The sequence below is a fragment of the Rahnella perminowiae genome (assembly GCF_019049755.1).
GTDB lineage: Bacteria > Pseudomonadota > Gammaproteobacteria > Enterobacterales > Enterobacteriaceae > Rahnella > Rahnella perminowiae.
The window spans coordinates 1-3,719 of record NZ_JAFMOS010000291.1 but is presented as its reverse complement, the minus strand read 5'-3'; the positions used below and the strand labels follow the sequence as shown (position 1 = coordinate 3,719).

The following is a 3,719-nucleotide window of genomic DNA, read 5'->3' as shown; positions in this document are numbered from 1 at the left end:
AAATGCATTCTTTGCGCTTTTTATGAGCAAATAAGAATTGGGGCAAAGGGTAAACCCCGATAATAATATAATTAAACCGCTATGCATTAAGCTCAGGTAAATCTCAGGTCGCCATTATCCATTGTCTGCCGGCCAGTTCGTGTATCTCAAATGCCACTTTGTATACGTCTGATAATTTTTCAGACTGCATGACATCAGCACATTTTCCCGCCACCATTACCTGACCTTGAAACATGAGCCAGACCTGATGTGCGTAATGCAGTGTGTGGTTTAAATCATGATCGCTTAACACCACGGAACGACCTGCTGCACAAAACTCCGAAAGCAGTTGGTCGAGCGCCTTCTGCTGGGCAACATCCAGGCTGTTCATCGGCTCATCAAGGAATAAAAGCTGACTATCCGGATTCACCGTCGGCCATACCTGCAGGAGAGCAGCCGCCAGCCTTACCCGCTGCCATTCTCCACCGGATAAATGCGTGACCGGGCGGCCAAGCTTATCGCTAAGATGCAGAGCCTCACACAAACATGAAACCGTGCGCTCAAGAGCACCGGGATCAACTTTTTGCGGCTGATGTAGGGATAAATATTGAAATACCGGCATCAGGGATGCCGGCGTCAGTTGCTGACATAACCAGGCACGAAGACGTGCCAGCCTGGGGCCGGGGATATCGGACAGCCGTTGTCCGTCGAGAGTCACCTCCCCTCCCCCTTCTGACATCCCTGCCAGACGGGCCAGTAACGTGCTTTTCCCGGCACCATTTGGGCCGATGATATGGATCCGGCTGCCCGGCTCAATCTGCGTGCTAAAGGCACGAAGCCGACCGGACACGGTTATCTGGCGACATTCCAGCATCGGTGTGTTCACACGCACATTATTTCGCCAGCGCGACTTTGATGGTTTCCATCAGGATTGGATCTTCCGGTGCCATATCCGGTGCGAAACGCTGGACAACGGTGCCGTCCCGGCCGATCAGGAATTTTTCAAAGTTCCACAAGATGTCATCGGGCTTCAGGGGCTGGCGACCTTTGCTGGCCAGGCGTTCATAGAATGCACTGTCCTCCGGTTTTACTGCTGTCGGACACGCCGCAATCAGCGCGGAATACAGCGGATGACGGAGATCTCCGTTGACATTAATTTTACTGAACATCGGGAATTTCACCCCATATTGGGTCGTGCAGAAGGTTTTGATCTCATCTTCAGTACCGGGTTCCTGCGCACCGAATTCATTGCACGGGAAGCCCAGCACTTCAAAACCACGGTCATGCCATGCCTGATAGATATTTTCCAGACCTTCATATTGTTTGGTCAGACCACATTGTGAGGCCACATTCACGACCAGTAATACAGAACCTTTGTACGCGCCGAGCGTCGTGTCTTCGCCATCGATAGTTTTCAGAGAAATATCAAAAATTTCATTACTCATATTTTTGTCCTGCCAGGGGTAGGTGAGGAAAAGGGGTGTCAGGAAACAGCATAGCTGACACACCAAAAAGGATCAGCGGATTTGTCCGGTTCTGATCAGCAACCAGATAAATACCGGTGCCCCCAGGGTGGCGGTGACTACACCGACCGGTAATTCTGCCGCAGATAGACCAATCCGGGCCAGCACGTCCGCTAACAGCAAAACTGAAGCGCCGCAAAGCGCACAGGCAGGCAACAAACGACGCTGATCCGTGATTCCGCAAAGCCTGAGAATATGCGGGATAATCAGCCCGATGAAACCAATCACGCCCGATAAGGCGACACTCAAGCCGACCATCCAGCCGACGGCAAGCACCAGAATATAGCGCCAGATATTCAGCGATATGCCGAGTTGCCTCGCCTGCTGTGTTCCAAGCGACAGCAGGTTAAGCGTATTACCTTGCATGACCAGCCACAATAAAACGGGCAGTAACATCAACCCAAGCCAGATCTGACTCCAGTCAACGCCGCCAAATCCGCCCATCATCCAGTACATCAGTTGCCGTAAATCGAGATTATTGCTGAAATAAATGGCCCAGGTCATTAAGGCACTGCAGGCAATCCCAATCGCAATCCCGACAAGCAGCATACGGGCATTTGTCAGAAGACGTTTACGGGCGATATACAGCAAAAAGAAAGTGACTATAAGCGCCCCGGCAATGGCCGCCAGGCTCATAACCCAAACAGGCAACAGACCGTGGCTTAACATCACACATAAGACCAGCGCAACGCAGGCACCATTGGCCACACCGAGTAAACCTGGCTCAGCAAGAGGGTTTTCGAACAAGGACTGCATTACTGCGCCAGACGTCGCGAGACTTGCCCCCACCATTATGACAGCGACAGTGCGCGGAAACCGTAATTGCCATACGAAGAGACGTGCCTCAGTACCCAGCCATTGGTCCGGCCACAGCCAGCTTTCGCCCGCACTCAGGCTTAACGCCCCTGTCACTAATAACAGCATGCTCAGCCCGTATAACCAGCGGCGGTCACGATTTCTCTGTTGCTGTTCAAAAACTGAAAAGGTCTGCGGGATAGACATGCAAGGCAGATTCCTGAGTCTGACGGTGAGTGACTATCCTACCGATATTAGGCAGTTAGCTCTAGCGAAGAACAGGCGAATGCGATAAATAGGAAATAAAAAAGCCGGTGGCTAAGCACCGGCTTCAAACACGTTGGGGATCACCGCAAGAATTAATGTCCCTGATAACCGTTTGGCGGGATCGGCTGCCCGTTCCCGTGATGATCATTATTATCACGGCGTTCATCATTACCATGATGGCCCTTGTTATCATGATGCTCATCATGGGGACCATTACCGTTTGGATGACCCTGATTATGTCCCGGGGTGTCGTGGTTGCGCTGAGGGGGTTTAGCGTCCCAGCGATTGCCATGCCAGTACATACCATGTTCATTACGTTCACCGTAATGATGCCCCTGGTGATCGTGCCACCACTGCGGTGGACGCCAGTCATAACCATCCCAATAGTAACCGCGCTGGTCCTGATCCCCGAGATGAAGTGATACGCCAGGTACGTTGAGGTCAATAGAAACATTTGCCTGTGCGATCACAGGCAAAGCCAGTGCACAACAAAGCAATAAGAGAGATTTTTTCACGTTAGTCACGCCTTCTTTATTTTTTATGACGTGTTTTTTATATCAGTCAGCCAGGGAAGTGAATATAAGAAATAAACGTTTTTTCGGATAACTTGCTCTGAGCTTACAATAAAAAAACAAATATTTCCTGATTGAAATAATTCAATCCGACGGTGTTTATTAACTATTCAATTCTTATGGAGACGCTAACAAATCTTAACGCAAGGCTGACAACAACCCGCCTGCATTCTATTTATACTCGCCCTGTTTATTCAAACAAAGGATGTATTTTATGCGTCGTGTTTTAGCTCTATTGAGCATTGCTCTGGTTGCCGTCAGCCTCAGCGGCTGTTTATTCCCACCATTCTGGGGCCCAGGTGGTGGAGGTCACGGCGGCGGTGGCCATGGTGGCGGTGGTCCGCGTATGTTCTATAACCAATAATCACATGTTATATTTTTACGCTTAAGCTGCCGGTTAATTTTTCGGTAACTTGGTTCAGTTAATGATGTACGCGCATTATTTACTGAATAAAATGAGTTATTTATCTTCGGGGCTTTGGCCCCTTTTTATTTTAATGGCTTCGTAAAAATCAGCTCGGGAAATAATGAAGCTCGCTGACTTTGTCGCCCTGAAATTTAATCTATCAGACTAATCCTGAAC

At 49.7% G+C, this 3,719-nt stretch carries 4 protein-coding genes; all 4 read right to left on the bottom strand.

The window, feature by feature from the left end:
* Positions 1-103: 103 nt before the first annotated feature.
* Positions 104-853, bottom strand: coding sequence for a vitamin B12 ABC transporter ATP-binding protein BtuD (btuD, locus tag J1785_RS02555; RefSeq protein WP_217218741.1), 750 nt, complete (start codon positions 851-853; stop codon positions 104-106).
* A 19-nt stretch (positions 854-872) separates the two neighbouring features.
* A complete protein-coding gene (locus J1785_RS02550; RefSeq protein WP_217156274.1) occupies positions 873-1,424 on the bottom strand; it encodes a glutathione peroxidase in 552 nt (183 codons plus the stop codon).
* 72 nt (positions 1,425-1,496) lie between these two features.
* Entirely contained in the window at positions 1,497-2,504 is a 1,008-nt protein-coding gene (gene btuC / locus J1785_RS02545; RefSeq protein WP_129951731.1) for a vitamin B12 ABC transporter permease BtuC, read from the bottom strand.
* 152 nt (positions 2,505-2,656) lie between these two features.
* Positions 2,657-3,079, bottom strand: coding sequence for a DUF2502 domain-containing protein (locus J1785_RS02540; protein ID WP_217218740.1), 423 nt, complete (start codon positions 3,077-3,079; stop codon positions 2,657-2,659).
* Positions 3,080-3,719: the final 640 nt, after the last annotated feature.

Excerpts from the sequence above, each read along its gene's own strand:
- J1785_RS02550 (WP_217156274.1), bottom strand. The coding sequence starts at position 1,424 with ATGAGTAATGAAATTTTTGATATTTCTCTGAAAACTATCGATGGCGAA.
- btuD (WP_217218741.1), bottom strand. The coding sequence starts at position 853 with ATGCTGGAATGTCGCCAGATAACCGTGTCCGGTCGGCTTCGTGCCTTT.
- btuC (WP_129951731.1), bottom strand. The coding sequence starts at position 2,504 with ATGTCTATCCCGCAGACCTTTTCAGTTTTTGAACAGCAACAGAGAAAT.